This is a genomic window from Gluconacetobacter aggeris (assembly GCF_014174395.1).
Lineage (GTDB): Bacteria > Pseudomonadota > Alphaproteobacteria > Acetobacterales > Acetobacteraceae > Gluconacetobacter > Gluconacetobacter aggeris.
In genome coordinates, this window is sequence record NZ_JABEQD010000010.1 from 49,496 (window position 1) to 72,912 (window position 23,417).

Below are 23,417 nucleotides of genomic sequence, written 5' to 3' on the forward strand. Positions count from 1 at the left end.
GCCGTCCCCGGACGCTCTCCCGGCGATGACACGCTCTCCGCCATGGCGTGCGTGAGGCCGCCGCCTGTCAGTCGGACCATACTTTCCAGGGCGCTGCCTTGGTTGCCCACGCCGCCTCCAGGACCTGCTTGTCGCGCAGCGTATCCATGCTCTGCCAGTAGCCGTTGTGTACGAAGCTCGAGAGCTTGTCGCGCGCGATCAGCCGATCCATCGGCTCGGCTTCCCATGTGGTCAGATCGTCGTCGATCAGATCGAAGATCTCAGGTTCGCACACAAAGAAACCGCCATTGATCAGCCCGCCATCCCCAGCCCGCTTCTCGCCGAAGCCGCGCACGGCGGCGCCGTTGTCGCTGAGATTCAGCGCACCGTAACGGCCGGGCTGGACCACTGCCGTCAATGTGCACCACGTATCGCGGGATTTGTGAAATGCCACGAGATCGCTGATGTTCACATCGCTCACGCCGTCGCCATAGGTCAGGCAGAACGTGCCGCCTTCCAGATAGCGGCGCGCCCGCCGGATGCGTCCGCCCGTAAGGGATTCCTTGCCGGTGTCCAGCACCGTGATGCGCCAGTTCTCGGCCTGCGCCTGCAGCCAGTCCACTTCCCCGGTGCCGAGGTCGATGGTGAAATCACTGAGCGATGCCCGATAGCGCATGAAATAATCGCGGATGAAATCGACGCGATACCCGCCCAGGACGACGAAGTCCGAAAATCCGTAATGGGCGTATATCTTCATGATATGCCATAATATCGGCCGGCCGCCGATCTCGGCCATGGGTTTTGGGCGGATCATCGTCTCCTCGCTGAGCCTCGTTCCAAAACCGCCGGCTAGTATCGCGACCTTCATGTCCCCACCCCTCCCATTTTCATGTTATTGGCCCGTCTCCCGCCCATGACGGGAGACGGCGCCAGGCGGAATACGCAGCGCGCGCCTCTCAGGGGCGCGCGGATGCCTGCCAGACCAGCGATGAATCGAGGCGCCCCGCTTCCATATGCGCTTCCAGAACCTTGAGGCGGATCAAGGGCGAATTGCGGAAATCCGCATTGCCGAAATGCATGCGTTCCAGCCCCGCCTTCAGCTCTTCGATGGAATCGCGCAGCGTCACCTGCGGCTGGTGATCGGGCGCGAGTGATTTGTAGAGCCCGAAATCGACCCGGTAAGACCGGCTGTCCACCGGTGCTTCGGTATTGACGCTGACCTCGGTCCCCGGCAGCGCCTCGGCTACCGCATCAGCGATCTCGCGCACCTGATAGTTGCGGTCGTCGCTGCCGACATTCACCGCCAGGTAGCGCCCACCCGCCTCCGCCGAGCGGTCCACCGCCCAGTCGATCGCGCGCGCCATGTCGGCGGTATCGATCATCGGCCGCCACGGGGTTCCATCCGAAAGCACGCTGAGTTTGCCGGTCACCATGGCGGATGCGACGAAATCATTCAGCACCAGATCGAGCCTCAGCCGGTCGGACATGCCGCAGGCAGTAGCGAAGCGGAGGCTGGTGATCACCATGTCGGTGTCGATCTGCTCCAGCGCCTTTTCCGCGCCGATCTTGGATCGGGCATAGGCCGTCACCGGATTGACCGGATCGGTCTCCTTGCGCGGACCGCCCTCGGCGATGCCGTAGATGCTGCAGCTCGACGCAAAAACGAAATTTTTTACGCCCGCGGATGCCGCGGCCCGAGCCAGCGCGATCGTGGTATCCTGGTTGATGTCGTATGTGATCTTCTCGAATTTGTGTCCCATCGGATCGTTCGATATGGCGGCGAGCTGAACGACCGCGTCATATCCGGCAAGCCGCTCGGGCGTGATGGACCGCACGTCGCCATAGAACTGCGCATCGAGATTCTGTTCCGGTAGGCGCGTGGCACCGGTCAGGCAATGGGCGAAATAGGCATTGTCGAAACCATGCAGCACCGCATCGGGCCGGGCATGCCTCAGATATTTGCATACCGTGGATCCAACATAGCCCATATTTCCGGTAATCAGTATTCGCATCGCAACCTGTTCCTCACCAGCGGCTAAGGTTCTCAATCCGCGACCTGCCGAAATATCGGCGCATTATTATTGTATCGACAAACTTTCATGAAACTGCCGATCAATGCCGGCACATCCCACAATTCACGAAGAGCTGAAAAACCACACACTCAGGGCGGCTCGTCAGCTTCGTGACAAAAGATTAAAGTATTCGGAAGAGAAAGGTTTCGCTATCCGCCAAAAAAATTTTGCTGTTTTTAAGAAGAGTTTTTTCGTTTTCGACCAGATCTCAAGTCGTAAAAAAAACGTTAAAATATCGAATATTATGCTTTCGCACCCAAACTTCAGTAACAGGTACGAGATATCGTCCCGGATACCATATTCGGGCGATCGGACGAGCCGCCCCGGGTCATGCTGAACGAGCGCGGCGGCCCGCCCACGCCGGGCTGGCAAGCCGCATGAATCCTGCTCGCGTGGCGCGATGAGGCAGATGCCGTGATCCCCCGGCCCTGAACCAGGTGGAACTTCACCCGTTCTTCACCCAATCGGCCGTTCGCGAATACGACCGGACGTCGAGCATCGTGACCCAGGCCTGGTCGCCCATCGGGGGCGTCATGCGTTACCGGGGTGATGACAGGCCGCCGGAAGACGATCCGCTGGCACACCCCACCATCATGGCAATCGGACGAAAATACGACAGGGCCCCGGCGCAGGTCATCCTGCGCTGGCTTCGACTTCACGCTTACAGCCGACGACATCGCCGCGATCGAGACCCTGGATCGCAGCCGGCGCGGCGGCCCCGATCATCTTCCCGATGCATTCTACAACCGCACGATCCCCGACTAAGGGGCAGTCTGCACAGTCACCCGCCGACGCCAGCAGCGGCCTCGGCGAGGCCGCCGCGCGCCATCTGGCAGCCAACGGGGCGAAGCTGGTTCTCGGCGCGCGCCGCCTCGACCGGCTCCACGTCCGCCCCGGCAACGCCGTCTATGCCGCAACCAGGGCCGCCGTGCTGATGTTGTCGGAGGGCCTGCGGCAGGAAGCCAAGCCCCACAACATCCGCACGACGGTCATCTCGCCCGGGGCCGTCCAGTCCGAACTGCCGCAGAGCGTCATGGCCCCCGATGCCGCGCGCAACATCGCGGCGTTCTACAAGAGCTACGCCATCCCGGCGGACAGCTTCGCCCGCGCCGTCGCCCTCGCTATCGGCCAGCCGGACGACATGGACATCAACGAAATCCTCTTCCGCCCCACCGCGCAGGAATTCCAACCGGCCAGGGAAGACAACACCAACGCCCCGGCACACCCTCAGCTAGATCGCGCGCTCACCCGACCCGCCTCCCGCATCGGGCTTCGGCGGCGTCAGCCGCCACGCATTTTCCTTTGACCATCCAAATCATTCATGACAACACAAGAAAATTCTTCTTTCGATCAAGCCGGAACATAAGCCCGGCAAGCCGCCGCCAGCCGGTTCGGCCCATCAATCGGATCCATCCGCCTTATGAACAGTGACGGGCCAGCGCCCAACGATGCCTCGCCCCTTGCCTATATGCGCCAGAAGATGGACCAGGCCGATTCAGCGTTCAGGCGCGATCTGCAAGCCGCCACCGGCGAGGCCGATCTCGTTCTTCTGGCCCGGCGCATTCTCCGGCTCTGCGATGAGGTCGCGGAGACGTTGAAACGCCTCAGCCCCACCGCGCCGCTAGCCTGCACGAAGGGCTGCGATACGTGCTGCCACAGCCTTGTGCAGGTCAATCCGCTGTTCGCGATCCTCGCCGTTCACGAGGCACGGCACACATTCCCGCCGGAGCGCCTCCAGCTCCTGAAGGAACGGCTGGCCTCGCCTCCAGCTTTCTGTCCGTTCCTCTTCGATGGAAGCTGCGCGATCTATGCCGCCCGCCCCATGGTGTGCCGAGGCTATTACAGCCTGAATTTCGATCTCTGCCGGCAGGGAGAGTTCTGCGAGAAGCCTCTCGGCTATCAGGGCGACCAGGCGCACGCCGCCCACCAGTTCATGATCTTCCTGTTCGCACTGGAAAAACGCCTGGAAAGCATCGAAACCGAGTTCGGCCTCCAGGACGATCCCGTCTTTCTCAACATGGCGGCACGCACGCTGCTGGAAACACCCGGCGCGGCCGAGCGCTGGCTGGCCGGCGCCCGGTAAAAGCACGCCCCCTCGGGCGGTCCCGCACTCTACCCGGCAGAGCCGCCGCACCGGCCACGCACCGAAGCACAGGGAACCCACCGGGCCGCTCGTCCGTTGACCTATGCTTTTTTATGCACAAGGCATGCCTGCGGGCCATTTGAAATTGCACGCTCATTACGGGGATGCTTCGATACGATCGTTGGTCGCTATTTTTTCTATCAACACTCTATTTTGGTAATTATACGGAGCCGATCGTATTATATCAGCCGCGATACGTTGTTATTCATATTGTCATAAGGCTCAGTAGAAATGGAACTGCCGGCCCTGATCTATTTTACGAGCCTGATCAACGAGGGCTCCGCCGCCTCGGCCGCCCCGGTGCTTGGCGTCAGCGCATCCACGCTCAGCCACAGCGTGTCCGCCCTGGAGCAGGCCATGGCGACATCGCTGCTGTCCCGCTCGTCACTGCGCCGGGGCAGCAGGGCCGTCACGACCGCGCAGGGCGAGAGCCTATACCGTTCCGCCCTGCACCTGCTGGGCTGGTGCCTGACCCTGATCGAGGACGATAATCGTTCCCACCTGGCCCCGCCGGAACGCGACACCGCCGGCCCGCTGCCGACGCATCGCCTGCGCGCATTGCTGGGCTCGGGCCTGACGCTGCGCATGATCGGCTATTTCCTCTCCGTTTACGAAACCCGGCGGATCGCCGCCGCCGCGCAGCGCCTGTCGCTGACCCAGCCCACGCTCTCCCGCCAGATCGGCCGGCTGGAGACGATTCTCGGCCGGACATTATTTGTACGCAGCCCCCATGGCGTCATGCCGACGGCAGAGGCCGAGGCGCTGCGCCAGGGCTGCCAGCAGGTGGACCAGACTCACCGGCAGATCATGCGCGACGAGAATTTCAGCTATTTCCGCGCGTTCAGGACCCTGAAGCTCGCATCGATGATGCCGACCAGCAGCGACAGTTCCCTGACATTCCTGCTGGCCAATCTGGTCCGGCTGTGGCGCCACCGCCGCTACCAGCCGCCCCTGACGATCTCGACCATCGCCGCGCCGCAGATGGTGGAGGGGCTGCTGGACGGACGGTTCGATGCCGGCCTGTCCGACCTGATCGACATCCCGCTGGACCTCGACAGCGCGGAACTGGAAAAATCCGCGATCTTCCTCGTCTTCGGCCGGGCGCACAGCCCGCCGCCGGGCCAGACGCCCCGGATCGCCCTGGCCTCGTACCTGCTGACGGTGCCCGCCCTGGGCACGGGGCTGCGCCGGGTCACGGACCGCTATCTGGACCAGGAAGGCATTACACCGGGCGGCATCTTCGAGACCCAGTCGCTTTCGCTGATGCTGCGCCTGGTCGAGGACGGCACCTGCTGCGCCATCCTGCCCGCCGGCTCGTTCCGCTCCCATGCGGTCCATGCCGTCCCCCTGCCCGACCGCTACCGGATGACGACGCGCCTGATCTGGAAGAAGGAGCACCCCAACCTCGCCATCATCGGCCGGTTGCAGGCCGGCCTGGCGGAAATCCAGGCCGAGGCCGGCTCGGCGGGACGGAAATCCGTCGCATGAGCAGCACCGCCTCCATCCTCTCCCCCGCCCTGCGCCGCCGGCGCCAGATCACGCTCCTGCTCCTGATGGCGGCCGGATGCGTCAGCTATATCGATCGCGCCGCCCTGTCGGTCAGCAATACGGCCGTGATGGCCGACATGCACATGTCCTACACCCAGATGGGCCTGCTGCTGTCGGTCTTCGCCTGGGCCTATCTCGCCGGGCAGATCCCGACGGGCCTGCTGGCCGACCGGTTCGACAGCCGCTTCCTTCTGGGGGCGGGCCTGGTCCTCTGGTCGTGCGCGCAGATGGGCTTCGGTCTGATGCACGGCATCGCCGGCCTGTTCGTCGCGCGTATCGGGCTGGGACTGGGCGAAACCCCCTTGTTCCTGTCCGGCACCCGCGCGCTGGTCCGCTGGTACCAGCCTCGCGAACGCGGGCGTCCGCTCGGCCTCTTCAACGGGTCCGCCGCCCTCGGGCCGGCCCTGGCCCCGCCGCTGCTGCTCGCGATCATGGCGCTCTGGGGCTGGCGGGGCATGTCGGTCGCGATCGGTGCCGCCAGCCTGGTGCTGGCCTTCGTGTGGATCCGCTTCTATCGCGACCCCGCCGACCTGACTCTGAGCGCCGCGATGCGCAAGGCCCTGCCCCGCCCCGGCGCCCCGGTGCCGGCGAGCATCGTGCAGTCGCTGCGCGCCGATCTCGGCTATCTGCTGCGCCGGCGTTCAAGCTGGGTCCTGACGGCCGGCTATGCCGGCGTGATCTATCTGACCTGGCTCTACGCCACATGGATGCCCGCATGGCTCCAGACCTCCCGCCACCTGACGATCGGGCAGGCCGGGATGCTGTCCGCGCTGCCGCAATTCTGCGGTTTCGCGGGCAACGTGCTGGGTGGGGTGGTCGTCGACCGCCTGGCCGCCCGGGGCGTGGGGCTGCTGAATGCCTGCCGCGCCCCGCTGGTGCTGGCCATGCTGGTGGCCGCCATCGCGACCACGCTGACCACGCTGCACACGCCATTGGCGGTCATGATCGCCTTCATGGCCATCGCCCTGTTCGCGGGCGGCCTGGCCATCAGTTGCGGCTGGATGCTCGGCACCGTGATCGCGGCCGAACACCGGGTCGCGACCCTGCAGGCCATCCAGAATACCGGGGGCTCGCTCGGCGGCGCACTGGCCCCGGCCATCACCGGGCTGCTGGCCGACAGGTTCGGCAGCTTCACCCCGTCCCTGCTTACCGCCGGCGCCATCGGACTGGGCACCGTCGCGATCTACCAGATCGGCCTGCGCCCGGAAGACGTCGCCGCGCACGCCTCCCTGCCGAACGGCCAGCCGCCATCCCGCCTCCCAGGCGCCACAGGATGCAACAAGGAATGACCCGATGACATCACGACGGATTCTCGCGCTCTCCACCATGCTCGGCGGCCTCGCGATCGCACCCCAGCTCCACGCCGCATCCCCCACGCCGGAGGCCCGCCGCACGCCTGCCCCGGCACAGGCGACCTCGCGCCCGAGCGCCCCGGCCACCACCCATCGCGCCGCCGGCACGACCGGCGCGGGCAAGGCGGCAGCCGGCACCCCGGCCCCCGCCAACGAGGCCATCTCGGTCTTCGGCCATGGCTCGACCCGGCAGATGACCAGCGTGACGCGCACCATGATGCAGCAGAGCGTGCCGGGCACCTCGCCGCTGAAGGTCCTCAGCCAGCTTCCGGGCGTACTCTACCAGTCCGCCGATCCGTTCGGCGCCTATGAATATTCCAGCCAGATGTTCATGCGCGGCTTCAACCAGTCGCAGCTCGGCTTCACGCTCGACGATATTCCCCTCGGCGATCAGCAGTTCAACAATTACAACGGCCTGTCCGTCACACGCTCGATCATCTCCGACGATGTCGGCGGCGTCGACGTCTCGCAGGGCGCCGGCGCGATTGACGTGGCCTCGACCAGCAACCTGGGCGGCGCGATCCAGATCCGTTCGATCGATCCGTCCCATGTGCGCGGCGGCACGGTCGCCCAGACCTTCGGCAGCAATTCGACGATGCGGACCTACGCGCGCTTCGAAAGCGGCGATCTCAATCCAACCGGCACCCGCTTCTACGTCGCCTATGCCCGGCTGAACGGCAATCTGTGGAAGGGCGGCGGCTACGATCATTCGGACCAGGTCAACGCCAAGCTGGTCCAGCCGCTGGCGCGCGGCTCGTCCCTGAAACTGTTCTTCGACTGGAGTTCGATCCAGCAGTTCGACTATCAGGACATGACCAAAAACTGGCTGAACACGGTCGGCCCCAACCTGGCGAACTACTACCCCGACTATACGGCCGCGTACAACGCGGCACGCGGGACCTATCCCGCGCCCCTGCAGAAAACGAACGACCCGTTCGATGCCGCCTATTACGCCGGCACCGCCAACCGCACCGACTATCTCGGCGGGCTCACGCTCGACGAAAATCTCAGCGAGACGCTCAACTGGAAGACGACGTTATACGGCCACGCCAATAACGGCTACAGCACCTGGACGACGCCCTACATGCCCTCGCCCAACGGCGCGCCGCTCTCCCAGCGTATCCAGACGCCCAATGTCGCACGCGGCGGCTTCCAGAGCGCGGTGACATGGAAAATCGCACGCCATGCCGTCAATGCCGGCGTGTGGTACGAATACGGCAATTTCAACGAAGGCCGCTATTTCTCCGAAGCCCCGCTGCTGGGCCAGGGCACGCTCGGCAACCCCACCACCGGCTTCCCGGCCGACAAGGTGTTCGCGACGGCCTGGCAGGAAGCGTTCTCGACCCGGACCTTCGTGTTTCACCTGCAGGATACCTACAAGGTCACGGACAATTTGACGATCAATGCCGGATTCAAGTCCATGATCGTCAATTCCGGCAATTCGGTGCCGACGCAGGACGGCACCATCAACGGCACGCGGGTCGCTCAGGGGCATCTGGAGGCCTCGAACGCCTTCCTGCCGCAGGTCTCGGCCAACTGGCGCTTCCTGCCGCATAACGAACTGTTCTTCGATGTGTCGCACAATATGCGCACCTTCCCGCTCGACGGGTACGGCACCAACGTATCGGCCACGCCATGGACCGCGTCGCAGGCCTCGTTCCAGGCCACCCGCAACACGCTGAAGCCCGAAACCGACTGGGTCTATGAAGGCGGCTACCGCTACACCTCGCCCCTGATCAGCGCGCTGGCCTCGCTGTATCGCGTCAATTTCTCCAACCGCCTGCAATTGATCACCAGCCAGGCCGGCATCAATCCGGTCACCGCGGTGCAGAATGTCGGCGGGGTCACGACCAACGGCGCCGAGGCCAGCGTGACGCTGCGCCCGGTGCGCGGGCTTTCGATCTACAATTCGTTCTCCTACGCCCATTCGACCTACGACCAGAATGTCATGACCGCGACGGGGCCGCAGCCGACGCGCGGCAAGCTGGTGCCGAACTACCCGCAATTCATGTATAAGGGGAACATCTCATACGCCATCGGCAATTTTGACGCCCATGTCGATGGCACCTACCTGTCCCGCCGCGAGCTGACCTACACCAACGACCTGCGCGTGCCGGGCTATTTCCTGATGAATTTCGGCATGCGCTATCATTTCGGCCAGGTGGGGCCGTTCAAGGGCCTGACGGCCAGCTTCAACGTCTACAACCTCACCAACAAGACCTACATCGCCACCACGAACGAGCTGGGGAACAATTTCGTCAATACGGACTTCAATTATTTCCTGATGGGCGCTCCTCGCCAGTTCTTCGGCACCGTCAGCGCGGATTTCTGACCGGAACCGTCATGACGCAACAGCCACAGGGACGAAACGGAAAAGCGCTGATTGCCGCTGCCTGCATCGGCAATCTTCTGGAGTGGTACGATTTTTCGGTCTACGCCCTGTTCGCGCCCTATATCGCCCATGCGCTGCTGCCCCCGGCCGACCGCCTGTCGCAACTGGCGCAGGGCCTGCTGGTCTTTGCCCTGGGGGCGGTCGCCCGCCCCCTCGGCGCGCTGCTCCTGGGCCAGCTTGCCGACCGAAGGGGGCGCGGCCCGGCACTGATGCTGACCTGCCTGCTGATGGGGGCAGGCACGGCACTGATCCTGTTCGACCCGCCCTATGCCACGGCAGGGCGCGCCTCCATCGTCATCCTCTGTCTTGCGCGGCTGTTGCAGGGCATTTCGGCGGGCGGCGAGATCGGCGGCGCCGCCTCCTTCCTGGTCGAAGGCGCGAACAATGGCCGCCCCGGCTTCGCCGGCTCGTTCCTGCAGGCCACCATGGGCCTGTCCAACATGCTCGGTGCCGCCGTCGCCGTAGGCCTGACCGCGCTGCTGAGCGATGCACAGATGGCCCAGTGGGGCTGGCGGGCACCTTTCGCCGTCGGGCTGCTGATCGTCCCCTTCGGCATCATCCTGCGTCGCGGCAACGCGGCACCGAAGCGCCCTGCCACCGACCATGGCCCCATCCTGCGCGACCTGGCCCGCCACCATGGCGGCCGCTTCGTCGCGGCACTCGGCCTGTCCCTGCTCTGGGGTGCCGCACCCTATGCGCTGGTCATCTACCTGCCGCTTTACGCCCAGCGATTCAGCGGCGTCATCCCCCATGGCAGCTATGTCGCCGCGCTGGCCGGCAATCTCGCCCTGGTCGCCGGTTCGCTGACGGCGGGGGCGCTGGCGGATCGGATCGGCGTCCGGCGGCTGCTGGTGGCGGCGACGCTGATGCTGATCGCCCTCCCCGGCCCGATCCTGGGCCTCCTGAAATACGATCACGGCACGGCCGCGATGATCGCGGTCGCGGCCAGCCTGTGCGGCCTGGTGGCGCTGTTCGTCGGCGCCGCCCCGCTCGGCATCGCCAGCCTGTTCCCGACCCGTATCCGCGCGACCGGTATCGCCCTGTCCTACAACGCCTCCGTTTCGCTGTTCGGCGGCTTCGCCCCTGCGCTGCTCGCCAGCCTCGGCCTGGCCTGGCACGGCATGCCCAGCCCGGCCCTTTATGTCGCGCTCGCCGGGCTTCCGGCCCTGGCGGCGCTGCTGTCACCGCCCTTCGCCCCCGCCCGCACAGCCCGGATTGCAGAAAATTCTATAGGCCTTGCACAAAAAAGCATAACCGCGCCGATACCCCGGAATGGGAGACTGGCTTCGGCAACCAGGGACGAAACGCTGTCGTGACCCCCATCTCCCTTTCCGGCGAAACGCTGCCGCTGACCCGGCTCACCGCCATCGCCGATGGCGCGCCGGTCACGCTGGGCCCGGACGGCATCGCCCGCCTGCGCATGGGCGAACGGGCACTGCACGAGGCCCTGGCCCGGGGCGACGGCATCTACGGCACCACCAGCATGGTGGGCGCCTTCAAGGATCACGGCGTCACGGATGACGACCGGCCGAAATACGCCCTGCGCCTCCTGCGCTCCCACCTGCTCGGCACCGGGTCCTACCTGCCGCGGCGGGTGGTCCGGGCCGCGATGGCGATCCGCCTCAACACGCTGCTGACCGGTCACGCCGGGGCCAGCCTCTATCTGGCTACGGCCCTGGCGGACCTGCTGAATGCCGGAATCACCCCCGCCGTGCCCGAATACGGGTCGATCGGCTGCGCGGATGTCGGCCTCATGAGCCATATCGGCGCGACCCTGCTGGGCGAGGGCCTGGCCTTCGCCCCCGAAGACGGCCCGGCGCTGCCCTCCGCAACCCTGCTGGCGCGGTTCGAACTCAAGCCCATGGTGCCCGGCCCGAAGGACGTGATGTCGGTCCTGTCCAGCAATGCGCTGGGGGTCGCGGGGGTGGCGCTGGCCGCGGCCGACCTGCGGGGCCGCCTGCCGCTGCTGCTGCACGTCTTCGTCCTGGCCGCCGCGGGTTTCGGCGCCTTCGGCATCCCGTGGGAAACCGCCCGCCTGGACGGGCTGCGGGACGAAGCCCGCATCGCCCGCTACCTGCAAGGGCTGACAAGTCCCGGCGACTGGACACCACGCCGCAACCTGCAGGACCCGTTGAGCTTCCGCTGCATGCCGCAGATCGCAGGCGCCCTGGTCGCGGCGCTCGATCGCGTCGAGGCCACGCTGGCCCACAGCATCGCCCATGCCGACGACAACCCGATCCTGTTCGACGGGCGGGCCATGACCTCCGGCGCCTCCCTGCCGCTCGCCCTGGCGCTGGACGCGCAGGCGCTGGTGATCGCGCTGTGCCATTACGCCCGCAGCACGCTCGGCCGCATCCTCGCCTCCTGCCGCGAGGATCTGTCCGGCCTGCCGCGCAACCTCACGCTCGATCCCGGCCGGCAGGTCGCCTTCGGCGCCGCGACCAAGCTGGCCGCCGACCTCACGACCGCGATCCTGCGCGAATCCACCCCGGCCTCGCTCTACCAGATCCCCGTCGCCAACGGGTTCGAGGACGAGGCCAGCTACCTGCCCTCGGTCGCCCGCGCGCTGGGCGTGCAGATGGACCTGCTCTCCCCTCTGATCGCGCTGGAAGCCATGGCCGCCCGCCAGGCCATCCGCCTGTCGGACGCCAGGCCGACCGGCAGCCCCGGCGCATTGCTGGCCGAACTCGACCGTCATGTGCCGCTTCTGGACGATAGCGGCGCCGTGTCCGACGCCGTGCATCGCACGGAAGATATCCTGGTCCGCTTCGCCACCCGCCTTGCCGACCCGCTCCCGGCGGATCTCGCCTTTCCGCCACCCCCGTTTCAGGAGAATGCCCGTGCATGACCTGCTGTTCAAAGGCCATGTCGTCACCGCGAATACGGTGCTCGAAAATGGCTGGGTGGCCGTCGATGCCGGCCGCATCAGCCACGTCGGCCAGGGTCTCCCTCCCACCGCCCGTCAGGTCGAGGATCACGGCGACGCGCTGATCCTGCCCGGCGCCATCGACGCGCAGGTCCATTCCCGCTCGCAGAAGGGGCAGGAAGATTTCGTATGGAGCACCCGCGCCGCCGCCGCCGGCGGCGTCACGACGATTGCCGATATGCCCTATGATGACGGGTTCCTGGTCTGCACGGCCGACAATCTGCGCCAGAAGGCGCGGGAAGCCGGTGAGCAGGCCCGCGTCGATTTCGCGCTGTGGGGCACCATCGCCCCCGATGACGGCCCGCACCATATCCCCGAAATGGCGCGGGCCGGCGCCTGCGGCTTCAAATTCTCGACCTTCGGCACCGATCCCGTCCGCTTCCCCCGCATCCCGCCGGACCTGCTGGCCGCCTGTTTCGAATCCGTGGCCCAAACCGGCCTGATCGCCGGCGTGCATAACGAGGATGACGAAATGGTCCGCGCGCGGATCGCGGCGGTGACCCGCTCGGGCATCACCGACTGGCGCGCCCACGGCCTGTCCCGCCCGGCGCTGGCCGAAACGCTGGCCATGGCCCAGATCTACGAGACGGCAGCCGCCACCGGCTGTTCGGGCCATGTCGTCCATTGCTCGGTCGCACGCGGCTATGCGCTGTGCGAATCCTATCGTCGGCAGGGGTTCGATACGACGATCGAAGCCTGCATCCACTATCTGGTGCTGGACGAGGAGCATGACGTCGCCCGGCTGGGCGGCCGCGCCAAGATCAATCCCCCCATCCGCCCCCGCGCCGAGGTCGAAGGCATCTGGCACCATCTGGCCGCCGGCAACGTCACGATCGTCTCGACCGACCATGTGTCCTGGTCGCTGGCCCGCAAATCCGACCCCGACATGCTGAAGAACGCGTCCGGCGTGCCGGGACTGGACGTAATCTATCCCCTCCTGCTGACCGAACTGTCCCGCCGCAACCTGTCCCTCACCCACGCCAGCCGGCTGCTGTCGGAAAACCCGGCCCGCCTGTTCCGCCTCACCGCCGGCAAGGGCGGGCTGGCCCCGGGCCGGGACGCCGACATCACCATCGCCCGGCGCGAGACCTGGCGCTACGACCCAGCCGCCAGCGACAATGTCCTGACGGACTGGAGCCCCTATGCGGGCCGCGAACTCGACTGGCGCATCGCCGGAACATGGCTGCGCGGGCAACAGGTCTTCGACGGGCGGACCGTCCTCGCCACACCGGGCACCGGCCGCTTCGTCACGCCCGAACAGCCCTCCGGCCTGCGATGAGCATCGCCACGCACGTCCGGCCCGACCGGCTCCAGGCCGATCTCGACGCCCTGGCCGCCATTACCGATCCCGGCCGCCCCCATACGCGCCGCTCCTTCTCGCCCCGCTTTCTCGAAGGCCGCGCATGGCTCGCGACGCGCTTCCAGCAGGCCGGCCTCACCACCCAAATCGACGAGTCCGGAAACCTGATCGGCCGCCGCGGCGGCACCACGCCCGGCCTCGGCACGCTCATGACCGGCTCGCATTCCGACACGGTGCCCGATGGCGGCCGTTTCGACGGCATTCTCGGCGTCCTGGCGGCGCTGGAGGCCGCACGGGCCTTCGCCGATGCCGGGATCGCCCTGCGCCACGACCTCGAAATCGTCGATTTCCTGGCCGAGGAACCCAGCGATTTCGGCCTGTCCTGCATCGGCAGCCGTGGCATGGCCGGCGCCTTGTCGGCCGAGCATCGCACCCTGCGCGCCCCGTGGGACGAAAGCCTGGCCGACGCCCTGGCCCGCATGGGCGGCGATCCCGGCCGGCTGGACACACCGCGCCGCACCGATATCCGGGCTTTCTTCGAACTGCATATCGAACAGGGCATCGTCCTGGAGCAGGCACAGACCCAGATCGGCGTGGTCGACGCCATCGCCGGCGTCACCCGGCTGGAAATCGTCTTCTCCGGCCGCGCCGACCATGCCGGCACCACGCCGATGGACCTGCGGCAGGACGCCGCCGTCCCCGCCGCCGCGATCGTCGGCTTCGTCCACCAGCGGGCCAGCGCGCTGGCCCGCTCCGGCGCAGGCCATGTCACAGCTACCTGCGGCGTGCTCGCCCTCTCCCCCGGCGCCTCCAACGTCATCCCGCGCTCTGCCCGGCTGGTCGTCGATATCCGCGTCTCCGAACGCCCGGTCGCCGAAGACCTCGTGGCATCGATCCACGCGGCCTGCACCGACGCCGCCCAGGCCAGCCGCACCACCCTCGCCCGCTTCGCGATCCAGTCCGACACGCATCCCACGCCATGCGACCCGGCACTGGCCGCACTGGTCGAGGCCGCAGCCCACGCGCAGGGCTTCACCACCCGCCACATGGTCTCCGGCGCCGGGCACGACGCCGCCTTCGTCGCACGGCTGGCGCCGATGGCCATGCTCTTCGTCCCCTGCCGCGACGGCCGCAGCCACGATCCGGAAGAATGGTGCGCGCCCGAAGACGCCACGCGCGGAACGATGGTCCTCGCCGAAGCGATCGGCCTGCGCGACCGCACCGACTGAACCAGGAACACACAGGAAAGAACCAAGATGGGCCGTATACTGGTTGAAAAGGATGTCGAATCCGCCATCGCGGGCGGTTCCATCTTCGCCTGCGGCGGCGGCGGCTGGGTCGAGCATGGCCGCATGCTGGGCACGGCCGCGGTCAATGCGGGCCAGCCCGAACTAGTCGGCGCGGACGAGATCGCCGACGACGCGATCATCGCCACCGCCGCCGCCATCGGCGCCCCCGCCAGCACCACCGAATGGCAGATGCTGGGCGTCGATTACGTCAACGCCGTCCGCCTGGTGGAGAAGGAGCTGGGCCGTCCCATCTACGGGCTGATGATCGGTCAGAACGGCAAGTCCAGCACGCTGAACGCCTGGCTGCCGGGCGCCATCCTGGGCACCAAGGTCATCGACGCGGTCGGCGACATGCGCGCGCACCCGACGGGCGACATGGGCTCGATCGGCATGGCGGGCTCGCCCGAGCCCATGATCCAGGCCGTGGTAGGCGGCAACCGCGCGAACGGCGCCTATCTCGAAGTCGTCGCCAAGGGCGCGACCGCCCGTGTCTCGCCCATCCTGCGCACGGCCTCCGACATGTCCGGCGGTTTCATCGCCTCATGCCGCAACCCGCTGCCGGCCGCCTACGTCAAGCGCCATGCCGCATGGGGCGGCATCTCGCGCGCCCTGGCATTGGGCGAGGCCGTGCTGGCCGCCCGCCCCAAGGGCGGCAGCGCGGTCATCGACACCATCACCCGCGCGCTGGACGGCGCCATCGTGGCCCAGGGCAAGGTCTCCCGGAAATCGGTGGCCTACACGCCGGAAGCCTTCGATATCGGCACCATCACCGTCGGCACCGGCGAACAGTCCGTCACGCTGCACGTCATGAACGAATATATGGCCCTGGACGATGCCGGCGGCAGGCGGATCGCCTCCTTCCCCGACATCATCACCACGCTGTCGCCCGAAGGGCACCCCCTCAGCGTCGGCGAAATCGTCGAAGGCATGGAAATCCTTGTCCTGCACGTGGACAAGAGCAAATTCCCGCTCTCGTCCAGCGTGCTCGACCCCGCGGTCTATCCCCCCGTCGAACGCGCGCTCGGGATCGACCTGACCAGTTACGCCCTCAGCTTCATCGGCGACAGGGGCTAGACCATGACGAAACAACAGTTCGGCGTCACCTCGGGCGGCAATCTGCGATGCCGCGGCTGGCGGCAGGAAGGGCTGCTGCGCCTGCTGGAAAACGTGCTGTCGGTCGGCGAGGACCCGGCCAACCTCGTCGTCTACGCAGCATTGGGCAAGGCCGCCCGCGACTGGCCGTCGCACGACGCCATCGTCCGCGCCCTGACCACCATGGGCGATGACGAAACCCTGATCGTCCAGTCCGGCAAGCCGATCGGCGTCGTGAAAACGCACGAACGCGCGCCCATCGTCGTCATGGCCAACTGCAACATCGTCGGCCAGTGGGCCCGCGCCGAGGAATTCTACCGGCTGGAAAAGCAGGGGCTGATCTGCTGGGGCGGGCTGACGGCCGGCGACTGGCAATATATCGGCTCGCAGGGCGTCATCCAGGGCACATACGAGATCTTCCGCCGCATTGCCGAACGGCATTTCGACGGCGACCTGACCGGGCGCCTGATCCTCACCTCCGGCCTCGGCGGCATGGGCGGCGCCCAGCCCCTGGCCGGACACCTGGCCGGCGCGATCATCCTGTGCGTCGAGGTCGATGACGCCCGGATCACCCGCCGCATCGAAAGCGGCTACCTGCAACATCGCGCAACCTCGCTGGACGACGCATTGCGCCTGGTCGAAGAGGCCCGCGCAACGGGCGATGCCCGTTCCATCGGCCTGTGCGGCAATGCGGCGGATATCTTCCCCGAACTGCTGGCCCGCGGCATCATCCCGGATATCGTCACCGACCAGACCTCGGCCCACGATCTGGTCTACGGCTACGTGCCGGCCTCCCTCACCCTCGACCAGGCGAAGGCCCAGCGCCAGAGCGACCCGGAATCCCTCTCCCGCCTGGCCCTGCAATCGATCGCCCGCCACGTGCAGGCCATGCTCGATTTCCGCGCCGCCGGCGCGGTCGTCTTCGACAATGGCAACCTGATCCGCACCCAGGCCCAAAAGGCCGGGATCGACCACGCCTTCGACATCCCGATCTTCACCGAAGCCTATCTCCGCCCGCTCTTCGCGCGCGGCATCGGCCCGTTCCGCTGGATCGCGCTCTCCAATGACGAAGCGGATCTGCGGAAAATCGACGAATACCTGCTGGAAACATTCGCCGACAATCCATCGATCGTAAACTGGATCACGCTCGCCCGCCGCTTCATCCCCATCGAGGGCATGCCCGCCCGCATCGCCTGGCTGGGTCATGGCGACCGGACGAAAGTGGGGCTGGCCGTCAACCGCATGGTGCGCGAGGGCATCCTCTCCGGCCCGGTGGCCTTCACCCGCGACCATCTGGACGCGGGCGCGATGGCCCACCCCAACATCATGACCGAAAACCTCAAGGACGGCTCCGACGCCATCGCCGACTGGCCGCTGCTGAACGCCATGCTCGCCTGCTCGTCACAGGCCGACCTGGTGGCCATCCATTCCGGCGGCGGCGGCTATGCCGGCTATATGACGAGCGCCGGCGTCACCACGATCGCCGACGGCTCGTCGGAAGCCGACGAACGCCTGCGCCTGACCCTGACCAACGACACCAGCCTCGGCGTCATGCGCTACGCCGACGCCGGCTACCAGGAGGCATTCGAGGAAATCGACCGCCAGCACATCCCCTATATCAACCTCGCCACGCCCCATCCCTGAAAGCCTGACCGAAAATGCGCGCTGGCGGCGATCCGACGCGCATTTCCAAACAGGCTCTCAGATCCCCGGCAGGTCCTGATGCCCCTCATCCTGCCGGGATATTTCCTGCTCGCCATGCGCCCGGAGCAGGGCCAGAAGCCGCCGGCGCATGATCAGCCCCGGCCGGTCCGAGGCCATGTGCATCTCGACCCGGCGGGAGACATCCAGGATCGCATCGCAATCGGTCGCCTCCAGGATCTCGCGATCCTCCTCGATGATCGCCCGGTCCCAGGCGATCAGCTTCTCCGCGCTGCACGCGGCCTCGGTATCGTTGCGGTAGAGCAACTGGACGAGCTGGATCTTCCCGTCTTCCACCGGGGTCGCGCAATTGATGATGATGTGCCGAATCCCCGAGGGATACAGCATGTCCATCCGGCGCGCGAAGGGCAGGTACCAGTGATTGTGCATCGTGCGCGTCGTCGTCGGATTCGGATCGCCCGTAATCGCCACCGCATGGGGCGGGTTGACCACATCCACGACGGTCGTGGCCTGGAACCCGTAATCGGTCTCCTCGATCCTGTAGACGCGGGGCCGGGGTTGCGCCATGTCGCCGAAGGTGCCGCGATGGACGAAGGCGAAATGCGCGTTGTCGAATGAATTTTCCATCAGCCGCAGCGGCGCCGTGTTCCACTGGTCGTAGAACTGGAAGATGCGCCGGAACCCCGGATCGCGATCCTCGGGAATATCGAACAGTTCCACCAGCGGCTCATCCAGCGCGACCCAGGCATAGCCATAGCGCGCCTGGCAACCATAGGCCCGCGCGCGGAAATCCGGCAGCGCCGCGCCGGGCGCCTGCTGCGGAATCGCCACCACCGCGCCCGTCCCGTCATAGCGCCAGCCATGATAGCCGCAGACCAGCTCGCCTTTGTCGCACCACCCTTTGGACAGTTTCGCAGTGCGGTGGCAGCAGCGATCCTGCAAGGCCCTCGGCGCGCCCTCCGCGTCGAGGAACAGCACGATATCCTCGCCCATCAGCCGAAAGGGTTTCGGACCGTCCGACAGATCCGCCAGCGGAACCGTCGCATACCAGAACCGGCGCAGGACTTTCTGCCGGGTCGTCAGCATCGCGCTCTCCTATCCTGCAAGGGACATCAGCCGTGCGACCACGGCGCGGGCACGCGCCATCAGGCGCGGCAGGTCCAGGCCGGGAATGGCGCCGTCCACCACCACGGGCCGCCCCGCGCACAGCACATGCCGCACCGAGGACGGGCCGCAGATGACCGGGGCAAGCAGCGGATCGTGCAGCCCCGCATGGCGCGGCGCGTCCAGCGCGTGAATCGCCAGGTCCGCGACCTGGCCGACCGCGACCGTCCCCAGTTCCGTAAAGCCCAGCATGGCGGCGCCGGATGCGCTGGACCAGCGCAGCACGTCCTCGACCCGCGCCGCATCGGGGCCGCCCATCGCCCGCTGGATCAGCCAGGCATTGTGCATCTCGCTGGCCATGTCGCACGCCTCGTTCGACGCGGCCCCATCCACGCCGATCGCCACCCGCCCGCCGGCACGCTCCAGCGCGCTCGCCGGCGCCACGCCGGAGCCGAGGCGCCCGTTGCTCTGCGGACAATGGACCATGAAGGTGCCGGTAGCCGCCAGCAGCGCAATCTCGTCGGCATCGATATGCACCAGATGCGCGAAGGACACGTCGGGCCCCACCCAGCCGCAGCGCGCGGCGAACGCCACCGGACGGCAGCCATGGGTTTCGGCGCAGAACGTCACGTAATTGGTGGTTTCCGACAGATGGGAATGCAGCCCGATCCCCAGGCGGCGGGCGGCGGCGGCCATCTCCTTCAGCTCGGCCGGCGTCGCCCCCCAGGTCGGCGTGTTCGGCGCCAGCAACACGCGCCGCATGCTGTTCGGGCCGCTATCATGATAACGCGCGGCCAGCCCCTCGACATGGCGCAGCATGCCGTCCAGCGTCTCGACGGGCATCGGCACGACATCGTCATTGTCATAGACCCGGTCGCGGGTGGTGCCGCCGCGCGACAGGCACAGGCGGATGCCCATCCGCTCCGCCGTCTCGAACAGGATCGCCGCCGGATCGTATCCGCTCTCTCCTACGGGAGAAAAGGAGGCGAAAGGATAATGATGGTCATTGACCATCGTGCAACCGGACAGCAGCAATTCCGCCATCCCCACCTCGGCGGCGGTGCGCAGCGCCTCCTCGTCGAAACGGTGCCAGTAGCGCACGGGCACCAGCCGCAGCCAGGTTTCCAGCCGGGCGTCGATCGCGGCGGGCACGGCCTTGAGCATGCTCTGGAACAGATGATGATGGGCACTGACCAGCCCCGGCGTCACCACCCCGCCGGCGGCATCCAGCACATGGTCGCCGGGCCGGGCCGCCACCGCGCCGATCTCGGCAATGCGCCCGTCATGGATGCGGATATCGCCCCGGCACCGCTCGCCGGGGCCGCGCAGCCCGGTCAGGATGCCAACGGCATTGCGAATGACCAGATCCGCGCCCATCATGCCGGCACCACCTGCGCCGCATCGGCAAAACGCGTATCGAATGCCGCGCGCCAGTCCACCCCCGGCGCGATCAGCCCGTTGCCGACCATGAATTCATATGTCGCCCGCCAGCGCGCCTCGGTCATCGACCCCAGGGCCCGCAATCCGCCCTGGCCGCCCGTCAGCACACTGGCGGCACGCATGGTCGCGATGCCATAGGCCAGCCGCGCCTCGTCCTCGCGCGCCGAGGCCTGCCGGATCAACGCATTGCCCGGCGCCGGATCGCCATGCAGATACTCCCGCCAGCCCATCATCGACGCCCGGACAAACCCTGTCACCGAAGCCGGATCACCACCGGCCAGTGCGCGGGTGGTCACGATGGCCGTGCCATAGGGCGGATAGCCCTCATCGGAAAAAGCAAAGAACCGCGCGGCGACCCCGGCCTGTCGGATATCGAACATCTCTGAACTGGCATAGCCCTGCACCGCGACGTCGGGAGAAACCAGAAAAGGCTGAAGATTGAACGTATAAGGCGCCGCCTGCGCAGCACTGAGTCCATAGCGCCGGCTGAGCCACGGCCAGAATGTCTGGCGCGACGAACTGGCGATCAGTATCCGCCGCCCCTTCAGGTCGGCCAGCGACCGGGCGGGCTCATGCAAAATCATGCCCTGTAGATCGTGCTGGAACGACGCCCCGACCGTCACCAGCGGCATGCTGGCGGCAACGCCATGCAGCGTCTGGAAATCATAACCGGTGATCAGGTCGCATTGCCCGGCCAGCAGAAGCTGGACCGCATTCACCTGCGGCCCACCGTTGGAAATCGTCACGTCCAGCCCGGCATCGCGATAGAATCCCCGTGCCAGCGCCTGATAGAATCCGCCGACCGGCGCCTGGGCATACCATGCCAGGGTGAGGCGCAACGGCTTCAGCCCCCGCGCGCGAGCCGGACGGGCACGCCCCACGCCGGCCAGCAGCATGGCGCCGAGCATCGCGCGACGCCGCGCCACTAGCGCATTCATGCCACCACCGAAGTCAATGCGCTGGCGAACGAGAAATCGCAGGCATCCTGCCAACGCGCACCAGCGGGCAACTGCCCCGTCGCCACCAGAAAATCGCGGATCGCCTGGCAGCGCGGGGCCGTGATCGTGCCGTAGCGGGCACCCGCCGGCCCGAACACCCCCATGGCGCGGAAACGCTGCCGCGACCACATGATCTGGTCCAGCCCCATCTGCGGATTGGCCGCCCGGATGGCATCGTTGCCCGGCGTGGGGTCGCCGCTCATCCAGTCCGCCCAGCCGCGCATGCTGGCCTGGAGAAACCGCACAAGATCCTCGCGACGATGCGTCAGCACATCGCGCGTCGTCACCAGCGGATTGCCGTAATCATGATAGGTGGCGTCATCGAGCGGAAAGAACCGGCAGGGCACCCCCGCCTTCTGCAACGCATAAGGCTCCGACGTCGCATAGGACTGGATGACCAGCCCGGGATCGAGGATGAAGGGCTGGATGTTGAAACTGTAAGGCCGGACCTGGCTCTCATCGAACCCGTAATGATCGCGCAGCCACGGCCAGAACGCGGCACGGATCTCGGTACTCAGCAGGATCGTATGCCCCTTCAGGTCCGCCAGCCGCGTAATGTCGGGATGGGTCAGCAGCCCCACCAGCGAACTCTGGAAACTGGTCGCGACCGCAACCGTCGGCATCCCCCGCGCCGCCGCCATCATCGTCGCGCCGATCGACCCGATGACGACGTCATACCGCCCGGCCACCAGAAGCTGCGTGTTGTTGCTCTGCGGCGCGCCATGGTCGATCGCCACGTCCAGCCCGACGTCACGATAGAACCCCCGCGCCAGCGCCTGATAGAATCCCGCATGCTCGGCCTGGGCATACCAGTTGGTCAGGAAGCGGAACGGCACGGAGACCGCTCGCGCCGGCCGGCTCCCGGCAACGCCCCCCAGCGCCGCCGCCGCCAGCAAGGCGCGCCGGGACAGGGCGCGCGACAGCACGGGCCGGGTCATGCCCCCTCCCCCGCCGCATCCAGCGGAAACGCGTCGGCACGCGCGGTAAAACCGAAACATTGCCGGACATTGTAAAGCGTCGCCTCGGCGCAGAAGCCGGGCGATGTCGTCGCTACGCAATCCTCCAGCAGCACGACGTCATATCCCAGCCCGTTGGCGTCCATCAGCGTGCCCAGCACGCACTGGTCGCTGTTCACCCCGGCGAAAAGCAGCGTGTCCACACGCAGATTCCGCAAAATCGAATCCAGAGGCGTATCCCAGAACCCGCTCATCCGATGCTTGGCGATCCGGATATCCTCCTGCGACGGGGCCAGCTCGTCCACCACCTCCGCATTCCAGCTTCCATATTGCAGGACAGCGCCACTCCCCCCCGGCAGCGTGCCGCCAATCCCGCCCCCTTCGCCGGCGGGATCGTAGACATGCAGCACCGACGGGCTCAGGTTCAGCCGGTCGGGCCGCGTCCCCCAGTTCACCCACAGGATAGGCACTCCGGCCTGGCGCAGGCGCGGCAGAAAGACCCGCAGGGGCACGATCGGCGCGCGAAGGGGCGCGATATCAACCCCGATGCCGGCCAGCCAGCCATCGGGGTGGCAGAAATCGTTCTGCATATCGATCACGATCATCGCCGTGCGGGAAAGGTCGATCGTCAGCGCCTGCGGCAGCGCCGGAACCGCCACCGGCCGCGCGCCGCGCGCCGGGCGCACCAGGCTGACCGCGTCCTGCGACACCTGCCAGCGATTGGCCGCCGTCGGGCCCAGGCCCTTCATGCGCACAGCACCCGCCGATCCTCGTCATCCAGCACGACCGGCGTGCCGCTGCGGATCAGCGCCCCGAACGCCTCGTCGGGCATCATGACCGTCAGCGTATAGAGCTTTCCCGCCCCCGTATTCTCCACCACATGCTCGCTGCCGGGCTTGACCAGCAGCGCATCGCCTTTCTTCAGCGTGGTCCGCTCACCATCGCACCAGGCCACCCCCTCGCCGCTGAGGACGAAGAACAGCTCGTCCGCCGCCTGGTGGGTATTGGGCGGCGTCCTGCCGCCGACGGCAAAGATCTCGACCACGGCGACCGACGCGCAGTCCCCCGCCTGCCGGTCGGCCAGGATCGCGAAATAATTGCTGTCGGACGGCGAGATGCGAAAGGCTTCGATCTGGTCGATCGATCTCTTGAAGAACGGCATGG

Annotated in this window: 19 protein-coding genes; 11 read left to right on the forward strand and 8 right to left on the reverse strand. The window is 66.8% G+C overall.

Annotation, left to right across the window (positions count from 1 at the left end; translation table 11 throughout):
• Positions 1–67: 67 nt before the first annotated feature.
• Entirely contained in the window at positions 68–847 is a 780-nt protein-coding gene (rfbF, locus tag HLH36_RS13820; protein ID WP_182986941.1) for a glucose-1-phosphate cytidylyltransferase, read from the reverse strand.
• 88 nt (positions 848–935) lie between these two features.
• Positions 936–1,991: an NAD-dependent epimerase/dehydratase family protein gene (locus HLH36_RS13825; RefSeq protein WP_182986942.1), complete on the reverse strand. Its 1,056-nt coding sequence runs from the start codon at positions 1,989–1,991 to the stop codon at positions 936–938.
• Between the two features lie 793 nt (positions 1,992–2,784).
• Here HLH36_RS13825 and HLH36_RS13830 point away from each other — a divergent pair.
• The 11 genes from HLH36_RS13830 (at position 2,785) to HLH36_RS13880 (ending at position 17,737) form a co-directional block, all read left to right on the forward strand.
• The gene (locus HLH36_RS13830) at positions 2,785–3,357 is read left to right on the forward strand and encodes an SDR family oxidoreductase (RefSeq protein ID WP_182986943.1); all 573 of its coding nucleotides are present in this window, start codon (positions 2,785–2,787) and stop codon (positions 3,355–3,357) included.
• A 114-nt stretch (positions 3,358–3,471) separates the two neighbouring features.
• Positions 3,472–4,134 carry a hypothetical protein gene (locus HLH36_RS13835; RefSeq protein ID WP_182986944.1) on the forward strand — a complete coding sequence of 221 codons (663 nt, stop codon included), beginning with the start codon at positions 3,472–3,474 and terminating at the stop codon, positions 4,132–4,134.
• A gap of 291 nt (positions 4,135–4,425) precedes the next feature.
• Positions 4,426–5,682, forward strand: a complete 1,257-nt coding sequence (locus HLH36_RS13840; RefSeq protein WP_182986945.1) for a LysR family transcriptional regulator — start codon at positions 4,426–4,428, stop codon at positions 5,680–5,682.
• Positions 5,679–7,031: an MFS transporter gene (locus HLH36_RS13845; RefSeq protein WP_182986946.1), complete on the forward strand. Its 1,353-nt coding sequence runs from the start codon at positions 5,679–5,681 to the stop codon at positions 7,029–7,031. Before HLH36_RS13840 ends, HLH36_RS13845 begins: the two co-directional genes overlap by 4 nt.
• A 4-nt stretch (positions 7,032–7,035) precedes the next feature.
• Positions 7,036–9,426, forward strand: coding sequence for a TonB-dependent receptor (locus HLH36_RS13850; protein WP_182986947.1), 2,391 nt, complete (start codon positions 7,036–7,038; stop codon positions 9,424–9,426).
• Positions 9,427–9,437: 11 nt separating this feature from the next.
• Complete coding sequence (locus HLH36_RS13855) at positions 9,438–10,802, forward strand: MFS transporter (RefSeq protein WP_182986948.1); 1,365 nt, start codon at positions 9,438–9,440, stop codon at positions 10,800–10,802.
• Positions 10,799–12,334 (forward strand): aromatic amino acid lyase, encoded by a 1,536-nt coding sequence (locus tag HLH36_RS13860; RefSeq protein WP_182986949.1) that lies wholly within the window; start codon positions 10,799–10,801, stop codon positions 12,332–12,334. Before HLH36_RS13855 ends, HLH36_RS13860 begins: the two co-directional genes overlap by 4 nt.
• Positions 12,327–13,691 carry a dihydroorotase gene (locus HLH36_RS13865; RefSeq protein WP_220792848.1) on the forward strand — a complete coding sequence of 455 codons (1,365 nt, stop codon included), beginning with the start codon at positions 12,327–12,329 and terminating at the stop codon, positions 13,689–13,691. Before HLH36_RS13860 ends, HLH36_RS13865 begins: the two co-directional genes overlap by 8 nt.
• Positions 13,688–14,941, forward strand: a complete 1,254-nt coding sequence (locus tag HLH36_RS13870; protein WP_182986951.1) for a Zn-dependent hydrolase — start codon at positions 13,688–13,690, stop codon at positions 14,939–14,941. The genes HLH36_RS13865 and HLH36_RS13870 overlap by 4 nt, the downstream gene beginning before the upstream one ends.
• A 27-nt stretch (positions 14,942–14,968) precedes the next feature.
• Positions 14,969–16,075: a DUF917 domain-containing protein gene (locus tag HLH36_RS13875; RefSeq protein WP_182986952.1), complete on the forward strand. Its 1,107-nt coding sequence runs from the start codon at positions 14,969–14,971 to the stop codon at positions 16,073–16,075.
• A gap of 3 nt (positions 16,076–16,078) precedes the next feature.
• Positions 16,079–17,737: a urocanate hydratase gene (locus tag HLH36_RS13880; protein WP_182986953.1), complete on the forward strand. Its 1,659-nt coding sequence runs from the start codon at positions 16,079–16,081 to the stop codon at positions 17,735–17,737.
• Between the two features lie 57 nt (positions 17,738–17,794).
• On the opposite strand, the gene HLH36_RS13885 is transcribed toward HLH36_RS13880, so the two are convergent.
• The 6 genes from HLH36_RS13885 to HLH36_RS13910 are packed head-to-tail and all read right to left on the reverse strand — an operon-like array spanning position 17,795 to position 23,415.
• Positions 17,795–18,841, reverse strand: a complete 1,047-nt coding sequence (locus tag HLH36_RS13885) for an aromatic ring-hydroxylating dioxygenase subunit alpha (RefSeq protein ID WP_182986954.1) — start codon at positions 18,839–18,841, stop codon at positions 17,795–17,797.
• 9 nt (positions 18,842–18,850) lie between these two features.
• A complete protein-coding gene (locus HLH36_RS13890; RefSeq protein WP_246376856.1) occupies positions 18,851–20,239 on the reverse strand; it encodes an amidohydrolase family protein in 1,389 nt (462 codons plus the stop codon).
• On the reverse strand, positions 20,236–21,237 hold the full coding sequence (locus HLH36_RS13895) for an ABC transporter substrate-binding protein (protein ID WP_246376858.1): 1,002 nt from the start codon (positions 21,235–21,237) through the stop codon (positions 20,236–20,238). Before HLH36_RS13895 ends, HLH36_RS13890 begins: the two co-directional genes overlap by 4 nt.
• Complete coding sequence (locus HLH36_RS13900; protein WP_182986955.1) at positions 21,234–22,235, reverse strand: ABC transporter substrate-binding protein; 1,002 nt, start codon at positions 22,233–22,235, stop codon at positions 21,234–21,236. The genes HLH36_RS13895 and HLH36_RS13900 overlap by 4 nt, the downstream gene beginning before the upstream one ends.
• On the reverse strand, positions 22,232–23,002 hold the full coding sequence (locus HLH36_RS13905) for a cysteine hydrolase family protein (RefSeq protein WP_182986956.1): 771 nt from the start codon (positions 23,000–23,002) through the stop codon (positions 22,232–22,234). The genes HLH36_RS13900 and HLH36_RS13905 overlap by 4 nt, the downstream gene beginning before the upstream one ends.
• Entirely contained in the window at positions 22,999–23,415 is a 417-nt protein-coding gene (locus HLH36_RS13910; protein ID WP_182977280.1) for a cupin domain-containing protein, read from the reverse strand. The genes HLH36_RS13905 and HLH36_RS13910 overlap by 4 nt, the downstream gene beginning before the upstream one ends.
• Positions 23,416–23,417: the final 2 nt, after the last annotated feature.

Coding starts and splice junctions, on each gene's coding strand:
- HLH36_RS13890 (WP_246376856.1), bottom strand. CDS start 20,239: ATGATGGGCGCGGATCTGGTCATTCGCAATGCCGTTGGCATCCTGACC.
- rfbF (WP_182986941.1), bottom strand. CDS start 847: ATGAAGGTCGCGATACTAGCCGGCGGTTTTGGAACGAGGCTCAGCGAG.
- HLH36_RS13825 (WP_182986942.1), bottom strand. CDS start 1,991: ATGCGAATACTGATTACCGGAAATATGGGCTATGTTGGATCCACGGTA.
- HLH36_RS13910 (WP_182977280.1), bottom strand. CDS start 23,415: ATGCCGTTCTTCAAGAGATCGATCGACCAGATCGAAGCCTTTCGCATC.
- HLH36_RS13885 (WP_182986954.1), bottom strand. CDS start 18,841: ATGCTGACGACCCGGCAGAAAGTCCTGCGCCGGTTCTGGTATGCGACG.
- HLH36_RS13835 (WP_182986944.1), top strand. CDS start 3,472: ATGAACAGTGACGGGCCAGCGCCCAACGATGCCTCGCCCCTTGCCTAT.
- HLH36_RS13875 (WP_182986952.1), top strand. CDS start 14,969: ATGGGCCGTATACTGGTTGAAAAGGATGTCGAATCCGCCATCGCGGGC.
- HLH36_RS13870 (WP_182986951.1), top strand. CDS start 13,688: ATGAGCATCGCCACGCACGTCCGGCCCGACCGGCTCCAGGCCGATCTC.
- HLH36_RS13895 (WP_246376858.1), bottom strand. CDS start 21,237: ATGAATGCGCTAGTGGCGCGGCGTCGCGCGATGCTCGGCGCCATGCTG.
- HLH36_RS13900 (WP_182986955.1), bottom strand. CDS start 22,235: ATGACCCGGCCCGTGCTGTCGCGCGCCCTGTCCCGGCGCGCCTTGCTG.
- HLH36_RS13850 (WP_182986947.1), top strand. CDS start 7,036: ATGACATCACGACGGATTCTCGCGCTCTCCACCATGCTCGGCGGCCTC.
- HLH36_RS13855 (WP_182986948.1), top strand. CDS start 9,438: ATGACGCAACAGCCACAGGGACGAAACGGAAAAGCGCTGATTGCCGCT.
- HLH36_RS13845 (WP_182986946.1), top strand. CDS start 5,679: ATGAGCAGCACCGCCTCCATCCTCTCCCCCGCCCTGCGCCGCCGGCGC.
- HLH36_RS13880 (WP_182986953.1), top strand. CDS start 16,079: ATGACGAAACAACAGTTCGGCGTCACCTCGGGCGGCAATCTGCGATGC.
- HLH36_RS13905 (WP_182986956.1), bottom strand. CDS start 23,002: ATGAAGGGCCTGGGCCCGACGGCGGCCAATCGCTGGCAGGTGTCGCAG.
- HLH36_RS13840 (WP_182986945.1), top strand. CDS start 4,426: ATGGAACTGCCGGCCCTGATCTATTTTACGAGCCTGATCAACGAGGGC.
- HLH36_RS13830 (WP_182986943.1), top strand. CDS start 2,785: ATGCATTCTACAACCGCACGATCCCCGACTAAGGGGCAGTCTGCACAG.